Origin of the sequence: Variovorax sp. EBFNA2 (assembly GCF_033802765.1) — a bacterium.
Classification (GTDB): Bacteria; Pseudomonadota; Gammaproteobacteria; order Burkholderiales; family Burkholderiaceae_C; genus Variovorax; species Variovorax paradoxus_H.
In genome coordinates this window covers 3,387,798-3,413,916 of sequence record NZ_CP138496.1, presented here as the reverse complement: position 1 = coordinate 3,413,916, position 26,119 = coordinate 3,387,798, and the positions used below count along the sequence as shown (strand labels likewise).

Below are 26,119 nucleotides of genomic sequence, written 5' to 3'. Positions count from 1 at the left end.
AGCGAAAGGTCAGAGTTCGTAATCTTGCTGGTGGCCGCTGAGGGCCTTCGCGATCAGGTTGCGGTCGAGGCGGTCGGACAGCAGCTCGGCGAACTTGAAGACAAAGTTGCGCAGGTAGGCGCTGCGCTTGAACGCAACGCGCGCGATGTTCTGGCCGAACACGTGGCCCATCGGGCGCACCACGAGGTCGGCGTTCGACTCGTCGCGCACGGCCATCTCGGCCACGATGCCCACGCCCAGGCCGAGGCGCACGTAGGTCTTGATCACGTCGGAGTCGATGGCTTCGAGCGCGATGCGCGGCGTCAGCTTCTTCTGTGCAAACGCATGGTCGATGCGCGTGCGACCGGTGAACGACGGGTGGTACGTGATGATCGGCTCGAGCGCCAGGTCTTCGAGCGACACGCGCTCCTTGGCCGCCAGCGGGTGGTCCTTGGGCAGCACCAGCACGTGCTGCCATTCGTAGCAGGGCAGCGTGACCAGCTCGGCGTATCCGTCGAGCGATTCGGTGGCGATGCCGATTTCGGCGATTTCGTCGATCACCATGCGCGCCACCTGGTCGGGCGAGCCCTGGTGCAGGCTCACGTTGACCTTCGGATAAGCCTCGCGCAGGTTGGCCACGGGCACCGGCAGCACATAGCGCGCCTGGGTGTGCGTGGTGGCGATGGAGAGGGTGCCGCTGTCTTGCGCGCTGAACTGCTCGCCGATGCGCTTGAGGTTGCCCACCTCGCGCATGATGAGTTCGATGCTCGCGATGACGTGCTGGCCGGGTTCGGTGATGCGCTTCAGGCGCTTGCCGTGGCGGGCGAAGATCTCGACGCCGAGCTCTTCCTCAAGTTCGATGATCGCCTTGGAGACGCCGGGCTGCGAGGTGTGCAGTGCCTTGGCCGCCTCGGTGAGGTTCAGGCCGCGCCGCACGGCTTCCTGAACAAACTTGAACTGGTGCAGATTCATATCAAATTCCGTCTGATTGCGGAATTCATTATGCCTTTGAAGTCTATAAAAATGACCGGGACTTCAGGATTTGATGGCAAGCCGGGCCAGCAAGGCGACCAGTTCAGGCGATTCGCCGACGATCGGGGCGAGCGAGAACGCGACCTTGGGCCAACGCTCGCGCAGCGCGTCGAGCTGCAGCGGAAGGTCTTCGCGGGCGTGCTTGCCCATGCCGAGGAACAGCGGCACCACATGGACTGCGGTGGCCCCGTCGGCAATCAGCGCGGCGGCGGCGGTCGGCAGGTCGGGCGCGGCCAGTTCCATGTAGGCACACAGCACGCGCACGGCGGGGTCGTCTTCGCGCATGCGGGCTGCAACGGCCTCGATGGGCTCGCGCCAGCGCGCGTCGCGCGAGCCGTGCGCGAGCAGCACCGTGCCCGGCACCTGCGTGGTCGTCATCGCCTGAGAACCAGCCAGCTGAAGGCTGTGAGCGAGAGCACCGAATAGATGAGCCCTGGCGCCGCCGCCGTGAGCCAGGGCGACCAGTTGCTGAGGTTGCCCAGATAGCCGAACACGTTGTTCAGCAGGAAGAAGCTGATGCCGATCATCACGCCGCCGAACACGTAGGTCGTGATGCCGGCCTGGCGGAAGTGCAGGTAGGCGAAGGGCAGGGCGAGCACGACCATCACCAGGCACGAGAGCGGGTAGAACACCTTGCGCCAGAACTCGATCTCGTAGCGTTGGGCGGTCTGGCCGTTGGCGTTCAGGTGCCGGATGTAGTCGAACAGGTCGATGGTGCTCATGCGGTCGGGCCGCAGTAGCGCGACCGACACCATTTCGGCGGTGAGCGAGGTGGGCCAGTCCATCTTCGGGATCTGGGTGGTGACGATGCGGGCCTTCTCGGTGTTGCGCGTCTGGTAGTCCTGCTGCTCGACGTCGGAGAGCGTCCATTTGTCGTCGAGGATGTTCGCCGACCGGGCCACCAGTTGCTTGCTCACATAGCCGTCGGCATCGAATTCGAAGATGCGGGTGGTCGTGAGCGAGCCACCACGCGAGATCGACAGCACGTTGACCGCATACGACGTGTCGCCGCGCTTTTCCTTGAGCCAGGCCCCGGTGTTGCCCACCAGCGAGAACGTGCCCTGGTAGCGCGACTTCAGCAGCTGGCCGGTGCGTCCCGACAGCGGCGCGATGTAGTCGCCGATGGCAAAGGTGAGCACCACGAAGCCCAGCCCCAGCAGCAGCAGCGTGCGCAGCGCGCGCCACGGCCCCAGGCCGCTGGTGCGCAGGATCGTGTATTCGGAGCTTTGCGCCAGGCGCGCCATCACGAAGATGCAGCCGATCAGCACCGTGATCGGCAGCAGCTCGTAGAGGTGGCTGGGCACCAGCAGCAGCACGTACATCAGCGCCTGCACCGGGCCGTAGGCCAGGCTTTCGGGCTTGCCCACGGACTGCAACTCGTCGACGAAGTCGAAGAAGAAAAACAGGCTCAAAAAGCCGAGCGTCACGAAGGCCACGGCCTTCAGCGCCTCGACGTAGATCAGTTGGCGGATGGTTTTCACGCAGAGGGCTCGATCTTGGAAGGCGGCGCGGTCGGCAGGCCGCCGGCGATCACGCGCGGGGACTTGCTGCGACGGGTCCAGTTGTTGTTGCGCAGCGTGAGCCAGGCCGTGGCGAACACGAAGACGCCGCCGTGCAGCAGCAACATGAACGAGCCCATGCCGTAGCGCCCGGAACTGACCCAGCTCTGGCCGAGGTTCAGCAGGTTGTAGTAGACGACGAAGGCGAACAGCGCGAACACCAGGTTGCCGCTGCGTCCCACGCGCGGGTTGACGCTGGACACGGTCAGTGCCAGCAGCACGAAGTTGATGGCGGCCAACAGCATGCCGAAGCGCCAGCCCAGTTCGCCCGAGTTGGCGTCGCTGCGGTCGCGCAGCAGCGAAAGGGTGGAGCGGGCGCGCGTGGGCGTGTTGTCGGTGGTGGTCGCGGCACTGCCGCCAGCACGTGTGCCGTAGGTCTTGAACTCACTGATCTTCAGGCCCGACTCCGTGAACAGGGGGCGTTCGAGGCGCTGGCCGTTGCTCAGCATCAGGTAGCGCTGCGTGCCGACATCCTCGATGCGCCCGCTGCGCGCCGACGTGGTGATCTGCAGCCCGCGCTCGACGGCCCAGATGAACACGTTGGTGGCGGTGGCGCCGTCGGGCGTGTCCTTGTCGATGAAGAACACGCGCAGCCGGCCCGAGGACTCGCGGAACTCACCCGGCGTGACGCGCTCGATGTCGCTGCGCTGCTCGTACTGCTGGCGCATGCCGATGGTCTGCGAGTTGGCCCAGGGCCAGCCCACCAGCGCCATGGCCGCAATGAGCAGCAGCACCGGCCAGGCAAAGCGGAACAGCGGCTGGACGAAATCGGCCAGGCCGCGCCCGCTGGAGAACCAGATCACCATTTCGCTGTCGCGGTACATGCGCGAGAGCGTGCCGACGATGGCGATGAACAGGCTCAGGCTCAGGATGGTCGGCATGTAGCCGAGCACCGTGTACGCCATCACGAGGAACACCTCCTGTGGGTTCACGCTGCCCTTGGACGCCAGCCCGAGCGTACGGATGAGCATCATGGTCATCACGATGGTGACCAGGACGACGAGGGTCGCTCCGAAGCTGCGCGACAGCTCCTTGCGTAGGGAAGAATGGAATAACATCGTTCGAGGAAAAAAAGGATTATGGACTTTCAACTCAAGACCCTCACCGTCGCCCAGGCCGCCGCCGAGAAATCCGACCTCCTCATCGTGCTGGTCGGCAGCGCTCTCCCCATCGCCAAAGACCCCGTTTCCGTGCTCGCCGCCAGCGCCCGCAAGGCCGGTGACCTGCCCGACAAGGCCGGCAAGCTGCTCGCGCTGTACCGCCCCGAGGCCGTGGTGCCGTCGCGCGTGCTGCTCGCCGCCATCGGCGACGGCAAGGCCGCTTCGGTGCGCAGCGCCGTGAGCGCGGCGGTCGCCGCAGCCAAGGCCAACGGCCCCAAGCGCGTCGTGATCGTCTTCGCCCAGCCGGCCGATGCCGCTGCCGTCGCTGCGGCCGTCACCGCCGCGGCCGATGCCAGTTATGTCTACACCACGACCAAGTCGAAGGCCGAGCCGCGCAGCATCCGCCACCTGACGCTGGGTGTGCCCGATGCCGCCGCGGCGGTCACCAAGGCCTTCGACGACGCCCGCGCCACGGTCGCCGGCATCGAGCTGGCCAAGGAGTGGGGCAACCGTCCCGCCAACCACGCCACGCCCACGCTGCTGGCCGAAGCCGCCAAGGGGCTGGCAAAGCTGCCGCGCATCAAGTGCGAAGTGCTGGGCCCGAAGGAAGTCGAAAAGCTCGGCATGGGCGCGTTCGCTGCCGTGGCCCAAGGCTCGGCCGAACCGCTGCGCTTCATCGTGCTGCGCTACCAGGGCGGCGCGAAAGACGACGCACCCGTGGTGCTCGTGGGCAAGGGCATCACCTTCGACACCGGCGGCGTCTCGCTCAAGCCCGCGGCCGAGATGGACGAAATGAAGTTCGACATGTGCGGCGCCGCCAGCGTGCTCGGCACCTTCCGCGCGCTCGGCGCGATCCAGCCGGCGATCAACGTCGTCGGCCTCATTCCTTCGTGCGAGAACATGAACGACGGCAAGGCCGTCAAGCCTGGCGACGTGGTCACCAGCATGAGCGGGCAGACCATCGAGATCCTGAACACCGACGCCGAAGGCCGGCTGATCCTGTGCGACGCGCTCAGCTATGCCAAGCGCTTCGACCCCGCTGCCGTCATCGACATCGCGACGCTCACGGGCGCCTGCGTGGTGGCTTTGGGCGGCGTGCGCAGCGGCCTGTTCGCAAGCGACGAGTCGCTGGCTTCCGCGCTGGAGTCGGCCGGCGAAGCCTCGCAAGACCGCTGCTGGCGCCTGCCGCTGGACGACGATTACGCCGAAGGCCTCAAGAGCAACTTCGCCGATGTCGCCAACATCGCCGGCCGTGCCGGCGGCGCGATCACCGCGGCCAAGTTTTTGCAGCGCTTCACGGCCGACTACGCCTGGGCGCATCTGGACATCGCAGGCACGGCCTGGAAGAGCGGGGCGGCCAAGGGCTCGACCGGCCGGCCCGTCGGTCTGCTGGTGTCGTACCTGACAAACCGCGCGGGCAGCAGCAATGCCGCTGTTGCCGCGTCGAAGGCCGAGAAGGCTGCCAAGCCAGTGAAGAAGGTCGCTTCGCCCAAGGCCCCGGCCAAGCCGACCCGAAAGGCCCGGTCCGCGCAGTGACCGACATCGGCTTTCACTACAACGCGCCCGACAAGCTCACCTACGCTTGCCGGCTCGTTCGCAAGGCCGTGAACACACGCGGCCTGCGCGTGGTGGTGGTGGGCGATGCGCGCGCGCTCGACACGGTCGACGCCGCGCTCTGGCAGATGTCGCCGGTCGACTTCGTCGCGCACTGCCGCGCCGATGCGCCGGCCCATGTGGTCGCGCGTTCGCCCGTCATCCTGTGCGCCGAAGGCGGGGACGCGGCTTCGCTGCCGCACCGCGAGATGCTGGTCAACCTCGGCCTCGAAGTGCCGGCCGGCTTCGAGCGCTTCGAACGCATGATCGACATCGTGAGCGACGAGGCCAACGACCGCCAGGTCGGGCGCACACGCTGGCGCCATTACGCCGACCGCGGCTACACGATCCAGCCGCACGATTTCGCAAGGAGCGCTTCCTGATGGCCAGCACGCTGCGCACGCCGCCGCGGTTCGTCCCGACGCTGACGACCGTGCTCGAAATTCCGGCCGAGCCCGTGCCGGTCGCCGAGACGCCGAGGCCCACGGGCGCACCCGTGTCGCAGCCTGCGCCGCCCGACCCTGCGAGCGTTGTCGCGTTGCCGCCTTCGGTGTCGCTCACGCCGGCTGAAATCGTCAGCCTCGAAGAGCAGTTGCTGCACCGCGTACTGCAGCGTGTCGACCTGTCGCTCGAAGAGCGTTTGAGCGACGCCGTGTCGGCGGCCGTTCAGCATCAGCTCGACGAAATGGTGCCGCGTCTGCGCGGCGAAATCGAGGCCGTGCTGCGCGCGCTCGTCATCGAATCCATGGCCGCTGAACTCTGTGAAAACACAGGGGAAAACACAGGGTCTACGCCAGCTTCCGGCGCATAAATCCTCGGCTAAACTGCGCCGCAGGTCGGAATGGCGTGAGGGTGCCGCTGGTCTGCGGCGCGAAACTTGCGAGGTCTGAACGCCCGGATCGAACGACCGGTTTTTATATCTTTTCATCCAAGTTCTGGAGGTTCTCATGCAATTGAAATGGACTGCGGTCGCACTGGCTGCACTCACGCTCGTGGCTTGCGGCAAGAAAGAAGAAGCTGCTGCGCCGGCGGCGACGCCGGCACCCACGGCTGCGGCCCCGGCCCCTGCTGCGCCTCCTGCCGATGCCCTGATCGTCAAGATCGGCCACGTCGGCCCGACCAGCGGTCCCATTGCCCACCTCGGCAAGGACAACGAGCTCGGCGCCAAGATGGCCATCGAAGACCTGAATGCCAAGGGCATGAAGATCGGCGACAAGGTTGCCAAGTTCGTGCTGGTTCCCGAAGACGACGCAGGCGATCCGAAGCAAGGCACGGCCGTCGCCCAGAAGCTGGTCGATGAAAAGGTCAACGGCATCGTCGGTCACCTGAACTCGGGCACCACCATCCCCGCTTCCAAGCTGTACAGCGACGCCGGCATTCCGCAGGTCTCGCCGTCGGCCACGAACCCCAAGTACACGCGCCAGGGCTTCAAGACCACGTTCCGCGTGGTGGCCGACGACACGCAGCTCGGCGGCACGCTGGGCAAGTACGCCGTCGAAACGCTCAAGGGCAAGAACATCGCCGTGATCGACGACCGCACGGCCTACGGCCAGGGCGTTGCCGAAGAGTTCGAGAAGGCTGCCAAGGCGGCCGGCGCGACCATCGTGGGCCACGAGTTCACCACCGACAAGTCGACCGACTTCAACGCCATCCTGACCAAGCTGAAGGCCACCAAGCCCGACGTGCTGTTCTTCGGCGGCATGGACGCCGTGGGCGGCCCGATGCTCAAGCAGGTCAAGCAACTCGGCCTGAACGTCAAGTTCATGGGCGGCGACGGCCTGTGCACCGGCGAACTGCCGAAGCTGGCAGGCGACGCCATCGGTGAAGACATGGTGGTCTGCGCCGAAGCCGGCGGTGTCGACGGCGACTTCAAGCAGCCGCTGGAAGACTTCAAGGCCAAGTTCAAGACCAAGAACGGCGTCGAAGTGCAGATCTACGCTCCGTACGTGTACGACGCGGTCAACGTGCTGGCCGAAGCCATGGCCAAGGCCGGCTCGTCCGACCCGGAAAAGTACCTGCCTGAAGTCGGCAAGGTGCAATACAAGGGCGTGACCGGCCCGATCGCCTTCGACGAAAAGGGCGACATCAAGAACGGCGCCCTGACGCTCTTCACCTACAAGGGTGGCGTGCGCACGCAGATCGCCGTGGTGCGCTGATCGCATCGCTGAATACGACCCTTCGGGTCGTTCAATGAGAAAGGGCCTTCGGGCCCTTTTTTCATGGGCGCGCGCAGACGCCGCGTACGTTTGTTTTCAGAGCGCGGCCATGCCCGAGGGACGGTCGGCATTGCAGTACTCGATGAAGGCGTCGAGGTCGCGCGACTTGTCGAACACCGCGTCGGCGCCCAGTGCCAGGCAGCGCGTGCGGATGTCCGAGGTGACGTAGTTGCTCAGCACCACCACGCGCTGGTGCGGGCGCCGCTCACGGCAGCCCGACAGCACGCCGAGGCCGGAGCCTTCTTTCAGGAACAGGTCGACGATCAGCAGCTGCCAAGCGTCAGGATGGGCGGCGAGCCAGGCGAGGGCGCCCGATTCGGTTTCGGCATAGCCGACGACATGGCCGTTGACGAGGTCCTCGAGGGCTGGGACCAGGTTGTCCCTGATGGTCTTGTTGTCCTCGACGAGGAACGTGATGAGGGCCATGCCGCGTTTTTGATCTGTGAATCAATAGCGTAGCGTGGCGCAAGCGGTCTTTGCGTAGGAGAAGGGAGAACGACGCACGGAAACCGTGCCGGAAACAACGCCGGTCAGTGCTTGCCCGACGGCTCCTGGGCGCGCAGGCGGGCCTTGAGCTGCTCGGCCAGCGCCTGGCTCTCGTTGCGCTCGGCGGTCGCTTCGATGCGCTTCTCGATTTCCTCGCTCAGCGCCGCATTCACCTCGGCCAGCTTCTCGGCCGACTGGGCCAGCTTTTCCTCGAGCTGGCTGGTGTGCTCGATGGCCTGCGCCACCTCGCCGACCTGGACGTCGTCCGGCAGTTCCTGCTCGAGCACGGTGCTCACGACGGCCAGGTCGTCGGAGGCGCTTTGCACGTCTGCGGCCACCTGCTCGCTCTTTTTCAGGGTCTTGTCCAGCGGGGTGGTGCCGCGCGGCAAGGTGGGGGAAGGTCCGGCCATCGAGGCTCCTTTTGCGGCAGGTGAGGGGGGAATGTCGGGGTCGATGCCGCGCATCGTACCGCCAGATGCGAACTCGCTCAGGATTGGCAACAGTTGTTGCGCGGCAACAGGGTTCAGCCGCAGTCCTATGGAACGGGCCGCGACTTTCGGACGGGGCCGATGGGGGATTCTTGCCGTGCCCGGGAAGATGCAACACATCCTCTTCCACTCCCAGCCCGCCATGATCAGAAACGCACTCGTGATCGACCAGGTCGAACGCACCGGCTTCGCGCTGGCCACCTTCATGCGCTATGCGGGCATTCCGCGCGTCGACGTGACGCGCAGCGGCCATGGCTTTGTCGAGGCGGTGCAGCATCGGCGCCACGACCTGCTGGTGGTGGACATCGACACGCCCGAGGTGACCGGGCTGCAGATGATCGACGCCGTGGTCGAGTCCGGCAGCCCCGCGGCGCTGGTGCTCATGAGCGCCCAGCCGACGCGCATCCTGCAGGCGGCGCAAGACTACGCCCGGGCCCGCGGGGCGCGCGTGCTCTCGGCCATCGCCAAGCCGTGCACCATGCGAACGATGGCCACGGCGGCGCAGGCGATGGCGCGCGGACGGCGCCACCGCGCGCCGCCGAGGGACGGCGTCACGCTGTCAACGACGGGCGCACCGGATTTCACCGCGGAGGTCCTGCGCGAAGCACTGGCCACGCGCCAGATCGCCGCCCACTTCCAGCCCCGGCATTGCACGCGCACCGGCGTGCTGCACGGCGCCGAGCTGCAGCCCTGCTGGTACCGGCCCGACGACACCTGGCTGCCCGCCGCCGATTTCCTGCCCGCCGTGGCGCACGCCGGCCTGTGCGAAGCGCTGGTGCAACGCATGCTGGACTGCGCCTTCGAGTTGCTCGGCTACATGCACAAGGACCACGGCGTGCGTCTGGGCGTGCGCGTGCCTGCGTCGGTCGCGGCCTCGGTCGCCTGGGCGCAGGGCGTGGCAGACCAGGCCGAGCGCGCCGGCATTGCCGCCGACCGGCTCGTGCTGGAGATCGCCGAAGACGGCGGCGCGCGCTGCAACGACGTGCTGGCCGGTGCGGTCGCGCACCTGCGGCTGCGCGGCTTCCATTGCGCCATCGATCGCTTCGGCCTGGGCGATTCGACCCTGAGCCGCTGGTTCAAGGTGCCGTTCAGCGAACTGCAGATCGGCGCGCGCCAGCTGCTGCAGGCGCGCGAGAACCCGCATGCACGCCACATCCTCGCCAGCATCATCGCGATGGCCCGCGAGCAGGACGCGACGCTGCTGGTGAAGGGCGTCGACGGTGAACAGGATCTCGCGCTGGCCCGCAGCCTCGGCTGCCACTTCACGCAGGGTGCGCAGCACGCCGACGCGATGCCCGAGCAGGCCTTCGTGCAGTACGCGGCGTTGCTGCGCTACGCGGCGCGGCGCCAGGCCGTCACCGGTTGAGCTTCGAGCCGGGCGCGCTCAGGCCGCGCGCCGTGCCAGTGCCGCTTCGGCGGCCGCTTGCAGTTCGACCCAGCGAGGGGCGAGCACGGCCATCTCCTCGCGCTTCGCCGAAGCGCTGAGCCGGGCGCACATCGCGGCGATGGCCGGCTCGCCGATCATGGCGAAGGCGCCCCGCACCGCATGCAGCTGGTCGCCGATGACGCGCCGGTCGCCTGTTTCCAGCGCCTGGCGGACCTGCCCGGCGGATGACACCAGCGACGAGACCATCGCCTCGTGCAGGTGCGCGTCGAGCGGTGTGTTCTGCGTGTTCGGCGTGTACGGCGTGCTGTCCGCGGGGGCGACCGGGGCCGGGGCCGTCAGGGGCGACGAGGCCGCACCCAGCGTCTTGAGGATGGCCTGTTCCAGCGCCGGCAGCAGCACCGGCTTGAGCAGCACGCCCGCAAAGCCCGCCAGCGAGCATTGCTGGTAGCCCTCCTGCTCGAGGTGCGCCGTGATGGCGATGAGCGGCATCGATGGCATGCGCTCGCGCAGCCGCCGCGCCAGCGTGTAGCCGTCCATGCGGGGCATGTTCAGGTCGGTCAGCACCAGGTCGTAGCGCTGCGTGGCGAGCAGGGCCAGCGCGGCCTCGCCGTCCGGCGCCACGTCGGCATCGAAGCCCAGCGCACCCAGTTGGTCGCCGATGAGCGCGCGGTTGGCCGGATGGTCGTCCACGACCAGCAGGCGCACGGGTCGTGGGGGCAGGGACGCGACGGGCCTGGGTTCCGGTGCGGCGGCAACGTTGTCGGCCAGCGGCACCAGCGGCACTTCCACCGTGAAGCACGAGCCCGCGCCGGGCTGGCTGCTGACGGTGATCGTGCCGCCCATCTTGTGCGTCAGCCGCTGGCAGATCGACAGCCCCAGCCCCGAGCCGCCGAACTCGCGCGCGGTCGAGGCCGAGGCTTGCATGTAGATCTCGAACAGGTGGGGAATCTGCTCGGCCGGCACGCCCATGCCGGTGTCGCTCACGCGGATCATGACCGGCGAGGCTTGCCCCGCCGACCGCGGGCCGACCTCGAGCGTCACCGAGCCGGTCGTCGTGAACTTGATCGCGTTGCTCAGCAGGTTGACGACGATCTGGCGGATGCGTGTCGGGTCGCCTTCGTAGCCGGCCGCCAGGCCCGGGTGCACCACGCAGTCCAGCCGCAGCCCCTTGGCATGCGCCGACGGCTCGAACATTTCCACGCTGGCGCGCGCGATGTCGGGCAGCGCCACGCGCACGGTTTCGAGCGTCAGGTGGCCCGACTCCATCTTCGACAGGTCGAGGATGTTGTTCACGATGTCCAGCAGCGTGCGCGAGGCCTGGCGCACCGACTGCAGGCGGCGCGCCTGCACCTCGGGCCGTGCGTTCTGGCCGAGCAGTTCGAGGTTGCCCAGCACCGCGTTCAGCGGTGTGCGGATCTCGTGGCTCATGGTGGCGATGAACACCGACTTGGCGCGATTGGCAGCCTCGGCCGCCTCGCGGGCCTCCTCGCGCTTCTTCTCGAGTTCCTTGCGCTCGGTGGCATCGGAGAAACCGCAGAGCAGGGCGTCGGTGCCCTGGTAGCGCACGAGGGTGCATTGCAACAGCAGGTCGCAGGCCTGGCCGTTTTTCAGTGCGAGGCGCATGTCCGCGTCATGCAGCGTGCGATCGCGGGCCCGCGCCCGAAAGAGCGCAACCATCTGCTGGTGCAACGGGTCGGGCGAGGCGGCGGCTGCCGTGTACGCCTGCATCATGGCGTTCTGCAGCAGCACGCGCTCGTTGTCGAGCGCGATCAGGCAGACCCCGAACGACGAGGTGTCGATGATCGCGCGGTTGAGTTGCTCGCTCTCGAATACCCGCTGCGAGCGGCGGTACGCGGGTTCCAGCAGCTTGCGCTTGAACAGCAGCAGCAGGCCCCAGAGCGCGCCGAGCACCACGAGGGTGGCGATGCCGTAGCGCAGCAACTGCGGCTGCAGGGTATGGAAGACCGTGCGCCACGAGTAGGCGTACACCATCGACCAGTCGGTGCCGTTCAGCGGCGTCGACAGGCTGAACACGCCCGCGCGGTAGGTTTCGCGGGGCAGGGCGGGGCTGGCCTTGCGCAGGCTGTGCGCCAGTGCGGTTTCCATCAGCGCGGGCCCGTCGATGGCGGCGCCCGTGTGGTCGGCCGAGAGCAGCACGCGGCCCTGGCGATCGACCAGCATGGCGGCCGTGTCTTCCGGCGTGTGGCGCAGGCGGCTGGCCAGCACGCTCGACGGCAGGTTGCTCACGAACACCATGAAGGGCTTGCCCTGCGCGTCGAAGCCGGGCTGCACGAGCTTGAACGGGGCGTCGTCGGGCATCAGCAGATCGGGCGCCGGCGGTTGCCAGGCCACGCGCCGCTGCGTGCGCCACAGGTCGGCCAACGCCGGGTCGTGGGCGATGTCGCCGAGGTCGAAGCTCAGGCTTTCGATGAGCGTGGCGGTGTCGGGCAGGCCGGTGCGGGCCAGCACGCCCGCGAGGCCGCCTTCGGGCGCGGGCATCAGCGTGAGCAGGCGGTGGTCGGGCGAGTAGCCGTAGGCGCCGAGCGGCGAATTGCGCAGCTGCGCGACGGCGGTGACGCTGTAGGCCTGCATTTCGAGCATGCCCAGGTACGGCGCGAATTCGTGCAGGTCCTGGGTGCGTGCGGGGTCGACGGCGGCGATGGCCGGTGTCAGGTGCGCCCCGGCTTGCAGGGTCACCTGCCCGCCGTCGCGCACGAAAGCCTCCAGGGTGCCCGCACCCGGCGGCGCATGGTTGTTCCAGAGCAGCTCGGCGTTCACCACGCCACGGCGCATGGCCGCCTGCTTTTCCTCGATGTCGAGTTGCATCAGCGCGCTGTGCGTGGCCAGCGTGGTCCGCAGGTTCGCGAACGCGTTGCTGGCGGCGTTGTACAGCACGAGGCCGGCGGCCAGCACGATGAGCAGCGACAGCAGCGCGCCGCCGCCGAAGAGCAGCGCGTGCTGGTAGCGGCGCAGCAGATTCAGCTCGTGCGCCTGCCGGGCGGACGTCGAACCGGCGTTGCTGGAAAAGGGCAGCGGAAACATGTGAATAGGAAAAAGCAGGCGACTCGAATGGTAGGTCGAATTGCGCTGGGTTTCTATTTATTTCTCGACACCCTTTTGTTTATAGGACGGGTCCTATGTTCGAGGCCGCGTTTTAGTCCCGGGCCTATGGGGAAGCACAGGTGTATTGAATAAACTGGATTTGTTCACTCGAAACCGCTTGCATCACGAATTGAAATCGCAATGACGGCTGCGGTGGGCATTTTTTATTCACCTTTCATTTCTCGAGACTCCCCATGAAAAAGAACTTCCTTTCGCTCGCGACCGTCGCCGCCTTCGGTGTCGGCTTCGGTATCGGCATGCTCGTCCTGGCGCCCGCCGCCCACGCCGCCGACGGCCAGATCGACTTCTCAGGCAGCGTCGTGTCGAGCTCGTGCACCGTCAACGGCGGCGCGCCCAACTTCACGATCACCCTGCCGCCGGTCTCCACCCAGTCGCTGGGCGAAGCAGGCAAGACGGCGGGGCGCGTGCCCGTGCCGATCACGTTGACCAATTGCACCGCGGGCAGCAAGGTGCGCGCGCATTTCGATTCGGGCCTGACCACCAAGAGCATCGGCCGTCTGGCCGTGGATGCCGGCGGCGCCGCCAACGTCGACCTGCAGCTGTTGAACGACGGCTTCACCCCGGTGGTTGCCGGTGCTGCCCCGGGCGCGCAGAACACCAGTTTCATTCCGGTGTCGGGCACGGGCGCGGCCGACCTGCAGTACTACGTCGAGTACTTCTCCACCGGTGCGGCCACGGCCGGCGTGGTGAAGTCGCGCGTCATGTATTCGATCTCCTACGAATAAGCCTTTCGACCAGCGAATGGCCGATTTCCAAAGTCTTTGGTTTATCGGATTCGTCCTATGCGAAGCGCTATTCTTTTAGGCATTGGCTGATTAAGAAATCTCTGATAGGCCAATAAACTTCATTCACTCATTCGGAACACCTTGTGTCTGACGCGAAAAGCGGAATGGCAGCTTCGAAGAGTGTTTTTCAATTCACCTTTTATTTTTTGAGTACTACCATGCAAAAGAACCTCCTTTCCATCGCCGCCGCAGCTTCCCTCGGTCTGCTCGCCCTGGCGCCCGCCGCTCATGCCGCTGACGGCCAGATCGACTTTTCGGGCAGCGTCGTGTCCAGCTCGTGCGTCATCAACGGCGGTGCGCCCAGCTTCACGGTCAGCCTGCCGCCGGTCTCGACCAAGACGCTGCTCAACGCAGGTGAAGTCGCCGGCCGCGTGCCCGTGCCGATCACGCTGACCGGTTGCACGCCGGACACCAAGGTTCGCGCGCATTTCGAATCGGGCCTGACCACCAATGGCGCCGGTCGCCTGACGGCGGACGCTGGCGCCGGCAACGCCGCCAACGTCGAACTGCAGCTGCTCAACGACGGTTTCCAGCCCGTGAAGGCCGGCGCTGCCGAAGGCACGCAGAACACGAACCTCGTGGACGTCCCGGCTTCCGGCAATGCCGACCTGAAGTACTACGTCGAGTACTACTCGAACGGCGCAGCCACCGCCGGTGCCGTCAAGTCGCGCGTCATGTACTCGATCACCTACGAGTAAGCCCTTTCCATTCATCCAGGCCGTCCCGCAAGGGCGGCCGGGCCGAACTCGCAGGCCTTTCAAGCCGTTTCAGGTGCCCCCGAGAGACGGTTTGGCAGGAGCGGGCATTCCGCAGATCCACCCCACACCCCACACCCCACCCATCACCCCCGGAAGGAAGAAGACCATGAAGAAGATGTTCCGCAAGCTGTGCATCCTGGCTGCCATCGGCGCAGGCCTTGGCGCCAACCTCGCCAACGTCGCACACGCCAGCGTCATCATCGAAGGCACGCGGGTCATCTTCCCGGGGCAGGAGCGCGAGGTCACGCTCAAGGTCAAGAACACCGGCAAGCAGCCCGGCCTCGTGCAGGCCTGGTTCGACGAGGGCGACCCCAGCGTCGCGCCCGAGAAGCTCGACGTGCCGTTCACGCTGACGCCCGCCGTGTTCCGACTCGATCCCGACAAGGGCCAGACCCTGCGGATCATCTACACCAAGGAGCCGCTGGCCCAGGACCGCGAATCGCTGTTCTGGCTCAACGTGCTCGAGGTGCCGCCCAAGAGCGACGCGTCCAACCAGCTCCAGCTGGCGTTCCGCTCGCGCATCAAGCTGATGTTCCGCCCCCAGGGCCTGCCGGGCAGCTCGGAAGAAGCGCCCGCCCAGGTGAGCTGGGAAGTGGTTCCCACCGAAGCAGGCAAGGGCTATGCGCTGCGCGCCAGCAACCCCACGCCGTACCACGTGAACCTGGGCGAGCTCGAACTGGTCGTCGGCGGCAAGCGCTTCGACGCCGGCGCGGGCTATGTGCCGCCGCTGGGGTCGCAGCTGTTCCCGCTCGGCGGCCTGAACGAACGGCCCGTGGGCGATGCCCGCATCGACTACTCCGCCATCAACGACTTCGGTGGTCCCGTGAAGGGCCAGCGGCCCGTGCGCTAGGAGGGGCCGCCGGTTCGTGGGCCCTCGCCGGGTCTGCCTTTCCACCCCTCTTCATCCACACGCCATTTTCGGAAGCCGGTGCGCCGGCCTCCCGGGGACGGCTGCGTCCAGCCCCTGTCCCTTTGCACTGAGTACCGCCATGAACAGCCACTTCCAGCCCCGATCTTCCCGCCAGGACTTCTTGCTCAGCCCCGTCTGCGCGATGGTGCTGCTTGCGCTGTCGGCCTGGCAGGTGGGCGCGCATGCGGACACGGCGGCCACCCAGGTCGCACAGGTCGAGTTCGAAACCACCTTCCTCGCACCGGGCAGCAGCCAGGGCGTCGACCTGAGCCGCTTCAGCAAGGGCAACATCGTGGCGCCCGGCAAGTACAGCGTCGACCTGCTCGTGAACGACGGCTGGATCGGCCGCACCGATGTGACCTTCAAGCGCGAACACGGCGCCGCCGACGGCGCCAGCGCGCAGCCCTGCCTGGGCAAGCGCGAGCTGGAGCGCGCGGGCGTCGACCTGAAGAAGCTTCCCGCCGACGTGCTCGAGCGCCTGGCCGATGCCGGCACCTGCCTGCCCATCGGGCAGATCGTTCCCGGCGCCAGCGCCGATTTCGACTTCGGCGACCAACGCCTCAAGCTGAGCATTCCGCAGGTGGCCATGAACCGCCAGGCGCGCGGCTACGTGAGCCCCGAGTTCTGGGACAAGGGCGTCACCGCCGGCTTTCTGGACTACAGCTTCAACCTCTACGCCAACCACTCGCGCCGCCTGGGGCAGACCCAGACGCAGGCGTACCTCGGCACGCGCTGGGGTTTCAACGCCGACGTCTGGCGCTTTCGCCACGACGGCGCGTTGCTGTGGAGCTCCGAGACCGGCAGCCGCTACCAGCGCATCTCGACCTTCGTGCAGCGCGACCTGCCGTCGCTGTCGGCCCAGCTGACGATCGGCGAAACCCACACCTCGGGTGAGCTGTTCGACTCGACCGCCTTCCGCGGCGTGCGCCTGGCCACCGACGACCGCATGGTGCCGGAGTCGCTGCGCGGCTACGCGCCCACCGTGCGCGGCACCGCGCGCAGCAACGCGAAGGTCACCATCAAGCAAAGCGGCTCCGTCGTCTACGACACCACCGTGGCCCCGGGCGCCTTCGAGATCAACGACCTGTACGCCACCGGCTACGGCGGTGACCTGGCGGTGACCGTCGCCGAGGCGGACGGCAGCGAGCACACTTTTCTCGTGCCGTACGCGGCCGTGCCGATGTCGCTGCGCGTGGGCGCCAACCGCTTCAGCGTGTCGGCCGGCGTGGTGCGCAACAACCAGCTGCTGGGCAGCCCCGCCCTCGTGCAGGCCACCTGGCAGCGCGGCATCTCCAACATGCTCACCGCCTACGGCGGCGTGAACCTGTCGCAGGGCTACACCGCGCTGATGCTCGGCGGCGCCTTCAACACCTCGTTCGGCGCCATCGGCGTGGACTACACGCAGTCGTCGACCACGCTGGCCAACCTGCCGCGCATGGGCGGCGGCAGCGCGCGCGTCAGCTACTCGAAAGACCTGCCCAGCACCGGCGGCAACATCGCGCTGGCCGCGTACCGCTACTCGACCGAGGGCTACATGGACCTGAACACCGCGCTGCGCGTGCGCGACGTGGCCGAGCGCGGCCAGTCCATCGAATCGGTGAGCCGCCAGCGCAACCGCGCGCAGGCCACCTACAGCCAGCAGCTGGGCGACAACTGGGGCCAGCTGCAGGCGACCGTGTCGGCCACCAGCTACTGGAACCGCCCGGCCTCCGATGTCGGCTACACGCTGGGCTACAACAACCGCTTCAAGAGCGTGAGCTACGGCGTGCAGGTGTCGCGCCAGCGCGCGGCCGACGGCAAGTCGAGCACCATGTACAGCGCCAGCCTGTCGATTCCGCTGGGCAAGACGAACCCGGTGTCGGTCAGCGCCAACATGTCGCGCGACGGCGCGGGCCGCCTCGCCATGCAGTCGACGGTGTCGGGCTCGCTGGGCGAAGCCAGCGACCTGTCGTACGGCGCCAGCTTCACCCACGGCTCCGGCGCGGGGCAGGAGCGCCAGACGGCGGCCAGCGCCAACCTGTTCTACCGCACCTCGGTCGGCGACCTGTCGGGCACCGTGGGCGTGGGCTCGAGTCATACGCAGGCCTCCGTTGGCATGCGCGGCGGTGTGGTCGCCCACCCGGGCGGCATCACGCTGGCGCCTTCGCTGTCGGAAACCTTCGGCATCGTCGAAGCCCCGGACGCCGAAGGCGCACGCCTCATCAACGCACCCGGCGTGAAGGTCAACGGCAGCGGCTATGTCGTCGTGCCGTACCTCACGCCCTACAGCAGCAACGGCGTCGAGCTCGACCCCAAGGGCATGTCGACCGACGTCGAACTGCAGGTGACGAGCCAGCAGGTGGCGCCGCGCGCCGGCGCCATCGTGCTGCTGAAGTACGAGACCAAGTCGGGCCGCACGGCGCTGTTCCAGGTGAAGCAGGCGGACGGTTCCGCGCTGCCCTTCGGCGCGACGGTGCTCGATGAAAAGCAGGAGCCGATCGGCGTGGTGGGCCAGGGCAGCAAGTTCATTGCGCGCGGGCTGCAGGACAAGGGGCAACTGACCGTGATGGCGGCCGAGGGCGGTGCGGCGATGTGCCGAATCAGCTACGAGATGCCGGTGCGGGAGAAGGGCGCGAAGGCCGATGGGTATGAGCGGGTCGAGGCGAGCTGCGATCTGGTCAATCGTGCGGCATCTACCGCGCGCTGAGCGTATTCATTTTCTGATTGCTCAGAAGCAAGATGCCCCGATGCGGCGTTGGGCGGTGGTGCGGCGCCCGGATCGCGCAGGGTCAGCTGCCGCACGGTCTGCTCGAGCGTGTCGAGCAGGATGGGCTTGATCAGCGCGGTGTCGATGCCGGCCGATTCGCAGCGCTCGCGCTCGCGCACCGCCACGTCGGCCGTGAGTGCCACGATGGGCACGCGCGAGCCCTGGGCACGCAGCGCGCGCGCCAGCGTGTAGCCGTCCATGCCCGGCATGTTGATGTCGGTGATGATGAGGTCGTGCCGGCGCGTGGCGAACAGGTCGAGCGCCTGCAGCCCGCCCGAGGCCTGGTCGGAGGTGTAGCCCAGCGCTTCGAGCTGCATCTTCACCAGCTCGCGGTTGGCCGGATGGTCGTCGACCACGAGGATGTGCGCTGTGGGCGCGGCGGCCTGCGTATCGGCGATCGGCGGCGCGGCCACGCGCGCGGGCAGGGCGGGTGCGGCTGGCAGCGGCAGCGTGACGAGGAAGGTGCTGCCCTTGCCCGGCGCACTCACGACCTGGATGTCGCCGCCCATGAGTCCGGTCAGCTTGCGGCACAGCGCCAGCCCCAGGCCGGTGCCGCCGAAGCGGCGCGCGATGCTGCTGTCGGCCTGCGTGAAGGGCTGGAACAGCGCCTGCTGCTGCGCCACGGTCATGCCGATGCCGGTGTCGCTCACGCCGATCACCACGGGCGACGCGGGGTCGGTGTCGTCCTTCAGGTAGACCTCGAGCAGCACGTCGCCGGTGTCGGTGAACTTGATGGCGTTGCTCAGCAGGTTCATCAGCAGCTGGCGGATGCGTGTCGGGTCGCCCAGGTAGTGCGGGGCGAGGTCGTCGCCGACCACGCAGTCGAGCGCGAGTCGCTTGGACTGCGCCAGCGGCGTGAAGACGGTGATCACCTGCCGTGCGGTGTCGGCGAGGTCGAAGCGGATCGACTCCAGCCGCATCTGGTCCGACTCGATCTTCGAGAAGTCGAGGATGTCGTTGATGATGCCCAGCAGTGCGGTCGACGACGACGTGACGGCGCCCAGCCGCTCGTTCTGCGCGGCCGACAGCGGCGAGCGCTGCAGCAGCTCGAGGTTGCCCATGATCGCGTTCAGCGGCGTGCGGATTTCGTGGCTCATCATGGCCAGGAAGGCCGACTTCGCGTGGTTGGCCTGGTGCGCGGCCTCGCGGGCGCTCTCGAGTGCGCGCTCGGCGTTCTTGCGCGTCGTGATGTCGGAGAAGTTGCACAGCAGCACGTCGCTGCCCTGGTACTTGGTGCGCACGACGCTCACGAGCAGTTCGGTGACGTCGCCGCTGGCCAGCGTCACCGGCAGCTCCAGGTCGGGCAGCCATTCGGGCGCGCCCGGGGCGTCGTCGTACAGGCGCAGCAGGCGCTGCGGCAGCGGCGGGTCGCCGGGCCGCGCGTTGTCGGTGCAGGCCTGCATCACCTGGTTCTGCAGCAGCACCTCGCCCGAGGGATAGCGCAGCAGCGCCAGGCCCGACGGCGTGGTCGCGACCATGGTGCGGTTGAGGTTCTCGCTCTCGACGATGCGCTGCGAGCGCGCATAGCCGGGCCGGAACACCTTGCGATCGAGCAGGATCAGGGCGGCCCAGACGAAGGCGATGAGCAGCAGCATGGCGCCCGCGTAGAGCGCGAGCCGCAGGCCGAGTTCGGACGCGATGGTGCGCCACGAAAAGGCGTAGAGGTAGGTCCAGCCCGCGTCGGCAATGGGCGCGCGCAGCGTGAAGAGGCCGTCGCCGTACTGCAGCGTCGCGCCGTTCGGGGCCAGCGAGGCCTGCGAGCGTTGCAGCGCGCGCGCCTGCAGGCCCTCGGTGCTGGTGGGGCCGTGCGTCTCGGCGATCACGCGGCCCGACGCGCCCACGAACATCGAGACCTCGTCGTGGCGCTCGTTCGACAGGTGCGCGGTGATGATGTCCAGCGGGTAGTCGTTCACCAGCACCACGAAGGGCTTGCCGTCGTGAAAGCCGGGCTGCGCCAGCCGCAGCACCGTCTCGCCCGTGAAGGGGCTCACGGCCGGCGGCAGCCACACGGCCGTGCCGCTGTCGCGCAGGCGGGCGACCACGGCCGGGTCGTTCAGGTCGCCGAGTTCGGGGGGCGCGATGCGCCGGATCAGGTCTTCGGTGCTGCGCGCGCCGTGGCGCTCGAACAGGTCGGCCGCGGCGGGGGCGGGCACCACGGCCAGAAAGCTCAGGTCGGGCGCGTAGAAGTAGCTGGAGTGCAGCGTCAGCGTCTTGGTGTAGGCCGCCGAGCGGTAGCCGACCTCCTCGGCCAGCCCGAGGTACTGCGAGAAGGCGTCGGCCGGGCGCTGCGGCGAAAGATCGCCCAGCAGCAGCATCGGCGGGAAGTCCTTGTTGCTCGGCAGCACCAGCCGGCCGTCGTGCGCGGCGAAGCTGTCCACCAGCGACTGCGGCGCGCGGGCCCGCCGCTCCCAGGCGCCTTCCTCGTGAAAGATGTTGATGCGCACCGAGCCTTGGCGCACGAAGAGTTCGAGATGGAGCAGGGCCCTGCGCGCGTTGAACTCGCCCTGCCGTTCGGCCACGTAGTCGCGCACCTGCGAAGAGAGCATCACGCCGGTGGCGGCCAGCAGCACGAGCGAGGTGACGGTGCCGCCCACGTACAGCAGCGCGCGCTGGTAGCGGTTCAGCAGGCTGATCACGCCGCGTGGGGTGGCGCGCGAGGCGCCGAAGCCGAAGAAACGCGGGAGATCGCTGGGCATCATGGCTTCCGTTGACCGGAGCGGGCAGGAGATGCCCGCCATGGTAGGGCCTTGCGTGCCCGGTCAAGGAAAAACCGGGCGTGTTCGGGCGGGCTACGACGGTTTCGCTGCCGGCGCGAAGCGGTAGAACAGGTTGGGCTCGGACAGCAGGTACAGCGTGCCGTCGGGCCCGACGGCTACGCCCTCGGGCTGCGGCACCTTCCGCCGCAGGCCGTTGAACCCCCGCCACAGCGGCAGCATGCTGACCGGGCGGCCATCCGGCGCGTATTCCACGACCAGCGCCGATTCGTCGCTGAGCAGCAGCAGATGGCCGGTCTCGTCGTGCACCGTGACCGACGACAGGTCGCTCATGAACAGCGACGATGCGCGCGACGATTTCCATTCGCTGATGTCGATGTTGAAACCGGAGGACGGCATGGTGGGGTCCAGCCCCGTGATCACCAGCACGCGCATGGGCAGCTTCTCGCGCACCACGTACAGGCGCTTGTGTACGCTGTCCCACGAGACGCCCTCGAAGCTGCTGTTGTGCAGCTTGTCGATCCCGATGCCCAGGCTCCGTCGGCCGACCACCGACACGCGCTGCGTCTCGCGGGCGATCTGCACCCAGTGCATGCGGTGGCTGTCTTCGTCCGAGATCACGTAGCTGTCGCCCTGCAGGTAGGTAATGCCCTCGGGGTCTTTCACGCCGTCGAGCGCGATGACGCGCAGCAGCCGCCCGTCGGTGGTGAGCTCCGCGATCTGCGGCGGGCGGTTGATCACCGTGAAAAGGGTGCCGGTCTCGGTGTTGAAGGTCAGCCCCGAGGTGTTGCGCGTGAGGCCCTGGATCGGCATGCCCTCGATCGCGACCTGGTAGCCCGGCAGCCACAGCGAGGTGCCGGCCCACTGCGATGCGCCCAGCGTGGTGCTCAGCCAGTAATAGCCGAGCGCCAGCACCTTGAAGTACCAGACGATGAGCGCGCCCAGGCCGAAGACGACGGCGAAGAAAACGAGGGGCTTGCGGGAGCTCTTGCGCGTCATGCGGTCGAGTCTAGAGTCTTCGAAAGAGCGGAAGGTGCGCCACTGCAGCAGTGGGCTGAAAGATGAGCGCCAAAGAAAAACGGGGCACAAGGCCCCGTTTTCATGACTTCTCTGGCGGAGCAGGCGGGATTCGAACCCGCGGAGGGCTATTAACCCTCACACGCTTTCCAGGCGTGCGACTTAAACCGCTCATCCACCGCTCCTGAGCCCACGATTGTAGCGCGGGTTTTCAGCGGTTTCAGTTCGGGTCGGCGCTTTTGCCGGTTTGGATCATGCGCATGGCCGACGAGATCAGCGCGGCCGTCTCGGTCATGTTGCTCGGCACGATGAGCGTGGTCTTCGAATCGGCAGCGACCTTGCCGTAGGCATCGACGGCGCGCTCGGCCACCTTCAGCTGCACGGCCTGTTCGCCGCCCGGCTTCTGGATGGCAGCGGCCACGCGTTCGATGGCGTCTGCCGTGGCCGTGGCCACTGCGGTGATGGCGGCAGCTTCACCTTGTGCGTTGTTGATCTGGGCCTGCTTCTCGCCCTCGGAGCGGGCAATGAAGGCTTCGCGTTCGCCGGTGGCGATGTTGATCTGTTCCTGGCGACGGCCTTCCGAGGCGGCAATGAGCGCGCGCTTGCCGCGTTCGGCGGTGATCTGCGCCTGCATGGCCAGCAGAATTTCCTTCGGCGGCGTCAGGTCCTTGATTTCGTAGCGCAGCACCTTCACGCCCCAGTTGAGCGCGGCCTCGTCGATGGCGGCCACGACCTGGGCGTTGATCACGTCGCGCTCTTCAAAAGTCTTGTCGAGCTCGAGCTTGCCGATCACGCTGCGCAGCGAGGTCTGTGCGAGCTGGGTCACGGCCACGATGTAGTTCGACGAGCCGTAGCTCGCGCGCATCGGGTCGGTCACCTGGAAGTACAGGATGCCGTCGACCTGCAGCTGCGTGTTGTCGCGCGTGATGCAGATCTGGCTGGGCACGTCGAGCGGGATTTCCTTCAGGCTGTGCTTGTAGGCCACGCGGTCGATGAAGGGGATCAGGAAGTTCGGGCCGGGCGTCATGGTGCCGTGGTACTTGCCCAGGCGCTCGCGCACCCAGGCGTTCTGCTGCGGCACGAACTTGACGGACTGGCTGATGAAGATGATCGCGATGACCAGGATGATGAGAGGAACGGAAAATTCCATGGTGTGCTTCCTTTTCGAATACGTTTTTCTGACTGACCGATTGAACTGCTAGATCTTGTCGACCACGAGGCGACTGCCGATGACCTCGACCACGCGATGTTCGCCGGTAGAGGGTGCATGGCCCGCGCGCAGCACGACGGTCCATTGCGAGCCGCGGTAGCGCACGGTGGCGGTGCCGTCGGGGTTCCAGGCATCGACGAACACGCTCTCGCCGATGTCCAGGTTGAGATCGCTGGAGGGCGCAGCCGGACGGTTGCGCCGGATCAGGTACCAGGTCACGACCGAGCCCACGCCGACCACGGCGGCCACCAGCAACTGCGTGACGAGGCCGAAGCCCAGGTGCGCGGCGATGGCGGCGGCCGCGAAGCCCGTGGCCAGCAGCAGCAGGTACACCGTGCCGGACAACAACTCGGCCACGATGGCCGCGCCTGCGATCAGCCACCAGAAGGTGGGATGTCCCATGGCAACTCCTCTCTTGTTTTGTTACTTGGACCGTCGCCATTCTGCTGCATGGCGTGCCATGCGCCTGTGTCGCGTAGGGGTATGGCGCCCGCTGGGGCGCTTCACGATCGCGCGCCTCTGCGGGCTTGAACGGGGCGGCCGCAACCCGTCATCCGAATTCCGTACACTTCGCGCCTCGCTCATTGCCTGTCTGACCGCCTGTCCGGAGCCCCGCTCATGAAATTTCGCTTTCCCATCGTCATCATCGACGAGGACTTCCGCTCCGAAAACACTTCGGGCCTTGGCATTCGCGCGCTCGCGCAGGCCTTCGAAAGCGAGGGCTTCGAGGTGCTGGGCGTCACGAGCTACGGCGACCTGAGCCAGTTCGCGCAGCAGCAAAGCCGCGCCAGCGCCTTCATCCTGTCGATCGACGACGAAGAGTTTTCGGTCGGCCCCGACCTCGATCCGGCCGTGCTGAGCCTGCGCAGCTTCATCGGCGAGGTGCGTCGCAAGAACGCCGACGTGCCGATCTACATCTACGGCGAGACCAAGACCTCGCGCCACATTCCCAACGACATCCTGCGCGAGCTGCACGGCTTCATCCACATGTTCGAGGACACCCCCGAATTCGTGGCGCGCCACATCATCCGCGAGGCCAAGAGCTATCTTGAAGGCGTGCAGCCGCCGTTCTTCAAGGCGCTGATCGACTACGCCGAAGACGGTTCGTACTCGTGGCACTGCCCGGGCCATTCGGGTGGCGTGGCATTCCTGAAGAGCCCGGTGGGCCAGATGTTCCACCAGTTCTTCGGCGAGAACATGCTGCGTGCCGACGTCTGCAACGCCGTGGAAGAACTGGGCCAGCTGCTCGATCACACCGGCCCGGTGGCGGCCAGCGAGCGCAACGCGGCGCGCATCTTCAATGCCGACCACTGCTTCTTCGTGACCAACGGCACCAGCACCAGCAACAAGATGGTCTGGCACCACACGGTGGCGCCCGATGACGTGGTGGTGGTCGACCGCAACTGCCACAAGTCGATCCTGCACGCGATCATCATGACCGGCGCGATCCCGGTGTTCATGAAGCCCACGCGCAACCACTTCGGCATCATCGGACCGATTCCGAAGAGCGAGTTCGAGCAGAGCGCGATCAAGGCCAAGATCAAGGCCAACCCGCTGCTGGCCGACGTGGACCCGAACAAGGTCAAGCCGCGCGTGATGACGCTCACGCAGTCGACCTACGACGGCGTGATCTACAACACCGAGACCATCAAGAACATGCTCGACGGCTACGTCGACACGCTGCACTTCGACGAAGCCTGGCTGCCGCACGCCGCCTTCCATCCGTTCTACGGTGCGTACCACGCGATGGGCAAGCGCCGCGTGCGCCCGAAGGAATCGCTGGTGTTCGCCACCCAGTCGACGCACAAGCTGCTGGCCGGCATCAGCCAGGCCAGCCACGTGCTGGTGCAGGATTCGCAGAACCGCGCGCTCGACCGCGACCTCTTCAACGAGGCCTACCTGATGCACTCGTCGACCAGCCCGCAGTACGCGATCATCGCGAGCTGCGACGTGGCCGCCGCCATGATGGAGCCGCCCGGCGGCACCGCGCTGGTGGAAGAGAGCATCCTGGAGGCGCTCGACTTCCGCCGCGCCATGCGCAAGGTCGAGGAAGAGTTCGGCAAGGATGAGTGGTGGTTCAAGGTCTGGGGCCCCGAGAAGCTCGTCGACGAAGGCATCGGCCGCGCCGAAGACTGGATCATGACGGGCGAGAAGAACGGCAAGCCGGGCAAGACCAGGAGCAAGAGCAGCAAGTCGCCGCGCAACTGGCACGGCTTCGGCGAGCTGGCCGACGGCTTCAACATGCTCGACCCGATCAAGTCGACCATCGTCACGCCCGGCCTCGACCTCGAGGGCAACTTCGCCGAGACCGGCATCCCCGCCAGCGTGGTGACCAAATTCCTCGCCGAGCACGGCGTGATCGTGGAGAAGACGGGCCTGTACAGCTTCTTCATCATGTTCACCATCGGCATCACCAAGGGCCGCTGGAACACGCTGCTCACGGCGCTGCAGCAGTTCAAGGACGACTACGCGCGCAACCAGCCGATGTGGCGCATCCTGCCCGAGTTCTGCCAGCAGCACCCCGGCTACGAGCGCCTGGGCCTGCGCGACCTGTGCCAGCACATCCACCAGCTGTACGCGCGCTACGACGTGGCGCGTCTCACGACCGAGATGTACCTGAGCGACCTCACGCCGGCCATGAAGCCCAGCGACGCCTTCGCCCACATTGCGCACCGCAAGACCGAGCGCGTGGAGATCGACGAGCTCGAAGGCCGCATCACCACGAGCCTCATCACGCCGTACCCGCCGGGCATTCCGCTGCTGATTCCGGGCGAAGTGTTCAACAAGAAGATCGTCGACTACCTGAAGTTCTCGCGCGAGTTCAACCTGCAGTGCCCGGGCTTCGAGACCGACATCCACGGCCTCGTGGCGCGGATCGACGAGACGGGCAAGAAGCGGTACTACGCGGACTGCGTGCGTCAGCCGGCAAAGTAAGCCGCACAACCAACGGCTCGGGGCCGTTCGTGGAACACCGCGGAACCGGCTTTGCCGGGCCGCAGGTGTTGCCCCCGGCGAG

At 67.1% G+C, this 26,119-nt stretch carries 21 protein-coding genes and 1 tRNA gene; 10 read left to right on the top strand and 12 right to left on the bottom strand.

Features of this window, described 5'->3' with window-relative positions; genetic code table 11:
• Positions 1-9: 9 nt before the first annotated feature.
• The 4 genes from RZE79_RS15960 to lptF all read right to left on the bottom strand — a co-directional run bounded on the left by RZE79_RS15960 (position 10) and on the right by lptF (position 3,628).
• Positions 10-951, bottom strand: a complete 942-nt coding sequence (locus tag RZE79_RS15960) for a CysB family HTH-type transcriptional regulator (RefSeq protein WP_099789369.1) — start codon at positions 949-951, stop codon at positions 10-12.
• A 63-nt stretch (positions 952-1,014) separates the two neighbouring features.
• Positions 1,015-1,389 (bottom strand): CbiX/SirB N-terminal domain-containing protein, encoded by a 375-nt coding sequence (locus RZE79_RS15955; RefSeq protein ID WP_319355369.1) that lies wholly within the window; start codon positions 1,387-1,389, stop codon positions 1,015-1,017.
• On the bottom strand, positions 1,386-2,492 hold the full coding sequence (gene lptG, locus RZE79_RS15950; RefSeq protein ID WP_153284157.1) for an LPS export ABC transporter permease LptG: 1,107 nt from the start codon (positions 2,490-2,492) through the stop codon (positions 1,386-1,388). The genes RZE79_RS15955 and lptG overlap by 4 nt, the downstream gene beginning before the upstream one ends.
• On the bottom strand, positions 2,489-3,628 hold the full coding sequence (gene lptF / locus RZE79_RS15945) for an LPS export ABC transporter permease LptF (protein WP_319355368.1): 1,140 nt from the start codon (positions 3,626-3,628) through the stop codon (positions 2,489-2,491). The genes lptG and lptF overlap by 4 nt, the downstream gene beginning before the upstream one ends.
• Before the next feature lie 21 nt (positions 3,629-3,649).
• On the opposite strand from lptF, the gene RZE79_RS15940 reads away from it, so the two are divergent.
• The 4 genes from RZE79_RS15940 to RZE79_RS15925 all read left to right on the top strand — a co-directional run bounded on the left by RZE79_RS15940 (position 3,650) and on the right by RZE79_RS15925 (position 7,419).
• Positions 3,650-5,206, top strand: a complete 1,557-nt coding sequence (locus RZE79_RS15940) for a leucyl aminopeptidase (protein WP_319355367.1) — start codon at positions 3,650-3,652, stop codon at positions 5,204-5,206.
• Positions 5,203-5,646 carry a DNA polymerase III subunit chi gene (locus RZE79_RS15935; protein WP_101491699.1) on the top strand — a complete coding sequence of 148 codons (444 nt, stop codon included), beginning with the start codon at positions 5,203-5,205 and terminating at the stop codon, positions 5,644-5,646. Before RZE79_RS15940 ends, RZE79_RS15935 begins: the two co-directional genes overlap by 4 nt.
• Positions 5,646-6,074 carry a hypothetical protein gene (locus tag RZE79_RS15930; RefSeq protein ID WP_319355366.1) on the top strand — a complete coding sequence of 143 codons (429 nt, stop codon included), beginning with the start codon at positions 5,646-5,648 and terminating at the stop codon, positions 6,072-6,074. Before RZE79_RS15935 ends, RZE79_RS15930 begins: the two co-directional genes overlap by 1 nt.
• Before the next feature lie 136 nt (positions 6,075-6,210).
• Positions 6,211-7,419 carry a branched-chain amino acid ABC transporter substrate-binding protein gene (locus tag RZE79_RS15925; RefSeq protein ID WP_153284161.1) on the top strand — a complete coding sequence of 403 codons (1,209 nt, stop codon included), beginning with the start codon at positions 6,211-6,213 and terminating at the stop codon, positions 7,417-7,419.
• Between the two features lie 96 nt (positions 7,420-7,515).
• Here the strand turns inward: RZE79_RS15925 and RZE79_RS15920 are convergent, their stop codons facing one another.
• Together RZE79_RS15920 and RZE79_RS15915 are read right to left on the bottom strand one after the other, a co-directional pair.
• Complete coding sequence (locus tag RZE79_RS15920) at positions 7,516-7,905, bottom strand: response regulator (RefSeq protein WP_153284162.1); 390 nt, start codon at positions 7,903-7,905, stop codon at positions 7,516-7,518.
• A gap of 104 nt (positions 7,906-8,009) precedes the next feature.
• The gene (locus RZE79_RS15915; RefSeq protein WP_153284163.1) at positions 8,010-8,375 is read right to left on the bottom strand and encodes a hypothetical protein; all 366 of its coding nucleotides are present in this window, start codon (positions 8,373-8,375) and stop codon (positions 8,010-8,012) included.
• A 220-nt stretch (positions 8,376-8,595) separates the two neighbouring features.
• On the opposite strand from RZE79_RS15915, the gene RZE79_RS15910 reads away from it, so the two are divergent.
• Positions 8,596-9,819 carry an EAL domain-containing protein gene (locus tag RZE79_RS15910; protein WP_319355365.1) on the top strand — a complete coding sequence of 408 codons (1,224 nt, stop codon included), beginning with the start codon at positions 8,596-8,598 and terminating at the stop codon, positions 9,817-9,819.
• Between the two features lie 18 nt (positions 9,820-9,837).
• Here RZE79_RS15910 and RZE79_RS15905 read toward each other — a convergent pair whose 3' ends face one another.
• On the bottom strand, positions 9,838-12,882 hold the full coding sequence (locus tag RZE79_RS15905) for an ATP-binding protein (RefSeq protein ID WP_319355364.1): 3,045 nt from the start codon (positions 12,880-12,882) through the stop codon (positions 9,838-9,840).
• 254 nt (positions 12,883-13,136) lie between these two features.
• On the opposite strand from RZE79_RS15905, the gene RZE79_RS15900 reads away from it, so the two are divergent.
• From RZE79_RS15900 to RZE79_RS15885, 4 genes are all read left to right on the top strand, one after another.
• Positions 13,137-13,688, top strand: a complete 552-nt coding sequence (locus tag RZE79_RS15900) for a fimbrial protein (protein ID WP_319355363.1) — start codon at positions 13,137-13,139, stop codon at positions 13,686-13,688.
• 218 nt (positions 13,689-13,906) lie between these two features.
• On the top strand, positions 13,907-14,446 hold the full coding sequence (locus RZE79_RS15895) for a fimbrial protein (RefSeq protein ID WP_319355362.1): 540 nt from the start codon (positions 13,907-13,909) through the stop codon (positions 14,444-14,446).
• A 166-nt stretch (positions 14,447-14,612) separates the two neighbouring features.
• On the top strand, positions 14,613-15,356 hold the full coding sequence (locus RZE79_RS15890) for a fimbria/pilus periplasmic chaperone (protein ID WP_319355361.1): 744 nt from the start codon (positions 14,613-14,615) through the stop codon (positions 15,354-15,356).
• A 139-nt stretch (positions 15,357-15,495) separates the two neighbouring features.
• Entirely contained in the window at positions 15,496-18,102 is a 2,607-nt protein-coding gene (locus RZE79_RS15885; RefSeq protein WP_319355360.1) for a fimbria/pilus outer membrane usher protein, read from the top strand.
• Here RZE79_RS15885 and RZE79_RS15880 read toward each other — a convergent pair.
• The 5 genes from RZE79_RS15880 to RZE79_RS15860 all read right to left on the bottom strand — a co-directional run bounded on the left by RZE79_RS15880 (position 18,000) and on the right by RZE79_RS15860 (position 23,505).
• Positions 18,000-20,858, bottom strand: coding sequence for an ATP-binding protein (locus tag RZE79_RS15880; RefSeq protein WP_319355359.1), 2,859 nt, complete (start codon positions 20,856-20,858; stop codon positions 18,000-18,002). The genes RZE79_RS15885 and RZE79_RS15880 overlap by 103 nt on opposite strands.
• A gap of 93 nt (positions 20,859-20,951) precedes the next feature.
• Complete coding sequence (locus tag RZE79_RS15875) at positions 20,952-21,875, bottom strand: SdiA-regulated domain-containing protein (RefSeq protein ID WP_319355358.1); 924 nt, start codon at positions 21,873-21,875, stop codon at positions 20,952-20,954.
• 112 nt (positions 21,876-21,987) lie between these two features.
• A tRNA-Ser gene (locus RZE79_RS15870) sits at positions 21,988-22,078 on the bottom strand.
• 35 nt (positions 22,079-22,113) lie between these two features.
• Positions 22,114-23,043, bottom strand: a complete 930-nt coding sequence (locus RZE79_RS15865; RefSeq protein WP_319355357.1) for a stomatin-like protein — start codon at positions 23,041-23,043, stop codon at positions 22,114-22,116.
• A gap of 48 nt (positions 23,044-23,091) precedes the next feature.
• Entirely contained in the window at positions 23,092-23,505 is a 414-nt protein-coding gene (locus RZE79_RS15860) for an NfeD family protein (RefSeq protein WP_319355356.1), read from the bottom strand.
• A gap of 216 nt (positions 23,506-23,721) precedes the next feature.
• On the opposite strand from RZE79_RS15860, the gene RZE79_RS15855 reads away from it, so the two are divergent.
• Positions 23,722-26,037: an arginine/lysine/ornithine decarboxylase gene (locus RZE79_RS15855; RefSeq protein WP_319355355.1), complete on the top strand. Its 2,316-nt coding sequence runs from the start codon at positions 23,722-23,724 to the stop codon at positions 26,035-26,037.
• The last annotated feature ends 82 nt before the right edge of the window (positions 26,038-26,119 follow it).

Bases quoted from the DNA above. Each gene is read 5' to 3' on its own strand.
- RZE79_RS15960 (WP_099789369.1), bottom strand. From the start codon at position 951: ATGAATCTGCACCAGTTCAAGTTTGTTCAGGAAGCCGTGCGGCGCGGC.
- RZE79_RS15955 (WP_319355369.1), bottom strand. From the start codon at position 1,389: ATGACGACCACGCAGGTGCCGGGCACGGTGCTGCTCGCGCACGGCTCG.
- lptF (WP_319355368.1), bottom strand. From the start codon at position 3,628: ATGTTATTCCATTCTTCCCTACGCAAGGAGCTGTCGCGCAGCTTCGGA.
- RZE79_RS15940 (WP_319355367.1), top strand. From the start codon at position 3,650: ATGGACTTTCAACTCAAGACCCTCACCGTCGCCCAGGCCGCCGCCGAG.
- RZE79_RS15930 (WP_319355366.1), top strand. From the start codon at position 5,646: ATGGCCAGCACGCTGCGCACGCCGCCGCGGTTCGTCCCGACGCTGACG.
- RZE79_RS15925 (WP_153284161.1), top strand. From the start codon at position 6,211: ATGCAATTGAAATGGACTGCGGTCGCACTGGCTGCACTCACGCTCGTG.
- RZE79_RS15920 (WP_153284162.1), bottom strand. From the start codon at position 7,905: ATGGCCCTCATCACGTTCCTCGTCGAGGACAACAAGACCATCAGGGAC.
- RZE79_RS15915 (WP_153284163.1), bottom strand. From the start codon at position 8,375: ATGGCCGGACCTTCCCCCACCTTGCCGCGCGGCACCACCCCGCTGGAC.
- RZE79_RS15910 (WP_319355365.1), top strand. From the start codon at position 8,596: ATGATCAGAAACGCACTCGTGATCGACCAGGTCGAACGCACCGGCTTC.
- RZE79_RS15905 (WP_319355364.1), bottom strand. From the start codon at position 12,882: ATGTTTCCGCTGCCCTTTTCCAGCAACGCCGGTTCGACGTCCGCCCGG.
- RZE79_RS15900 (WP_319355363.1), top strand. From the start codon at position 13,137: ATGAAAAAGAACTTCCTTTCGCTCGCGACCGTCGCCGCCTTCGGTGTC.
- RZE79_RS15895 (WP_319355362.1), top strand. From the start codon at position 13,907: ATGCAAAAGAACCTCCTTTCCATCGCCGCCGCAGCTTCCCTCGGTCTG.
- RZE79_RS15890 (WP_319355361.1), top strand. From the start codon at position 14,613: ATGAAGAAGATGTTCCGCAAGCTGTGCATCCTGGCTGCCATCGGCGCA.
- RZE79_RS15885 (WP_319355360.1), top strand. From the start codon at position 15,496: ATGAACAGCCACTTCCAGCCCCGATCTTCCCGCCAGGACTTCTTGCTC.
- RZE79_RS15880 (WP_319355359.1), bottom strand. From the start codon at position 20,858: ATGCCCAGCGATCTCCCGCGTTTCTTCGGCTTCGGCGCCTCGCGCGCC.
- RZE79_RS15875 (WP_319355358.1), bottom strand. From the start codon at position 21,875: ATGACGCGCAAGAGCTCCCGCAAGCCCCTCGTTTTCTTCGCCGTCGTC.
- RZE79_RS15865 (WP_319355357.1), bottom strand. From the start codon at position 23,043: ATGGAATTTTCCGTTCCTCTCATCATCCTGGTCATCGCGATCATCTTC.
- RZE79_RS15860 (WP_319355356.1), bottom strand. From the start codon at position 23,505: ATGGGACATCCCACCTTCTGGTGGCTGATCGCAGGCGCGGCCATCGTG.
- RZE79_RS15855 (WP_319355355.1), top strand. From the start codon at position 23,722: ATGAAATTTCGCTTTCCCATCGTCATCATCGACGAGGACTTCCGCTCC.